This is a genomic window from Klebsiella sp. S69 (assembly GCF_016516145.1).
In the GTDB taxonomy this organism is placed as follows: domain Bacteria; phylum Pseudomonadota; class Gammaproteobacteria; order Enterobacterales; family Enterobacteriaceae; genus Klebsiella; species Klebsiella oxytoca.
The window spans coordinates 1-310 of record NZ_JACVUU010000099.1 but is presented as its reverse complement, the minus strand read 5'-3'; the positions used below and the strand labels follow the sequence as shown (position 1 = coordinate 310).

At 52.9% G+C, this 310-nt stretch carries 1 tRNA gene; it reads right to left on the bottom strand.

Going from position 1 to position 310, the window contains the following annotated elements:
* Window positions 1–232: 232 nt before the first annotated feature.
* A tRNA-Arg gene (locus IAE27_RS29410) sits at window positions 233–309 on the bottom strand.
* Between the last annotated feature and the right edge of the window lies 1 nt (window position 310).

Sequence of the window (310 nt, the reverse complement as noted above, 5' to 3'; positions counted from 1 at the left end):
TTCGTAGCCGAGTACTCTATCCAGCTGAGCTACGGATGCATCGGGAAACTTACTTTACTGCAGATTTTGATACTGCTGCTAAAGCTGTATCAAGTAAGATGGTGCATCCGGGAGGATGACTTGCCTTGCGGCTCGCCCTTCGGGCCGTTGCTAAAGCAACGTTATCCCCCTGGTGCTTGCGGCTAATACCGCCACCTCATCCACACCTTCGTTGCTGAAGATATGGAGAATATGGTGCATCCGGGAGGATTCGAACCTCCGACCGCTCGGTTCGTAGCCGAGTACTCTATCCAGCTGAGCTACGGATGCA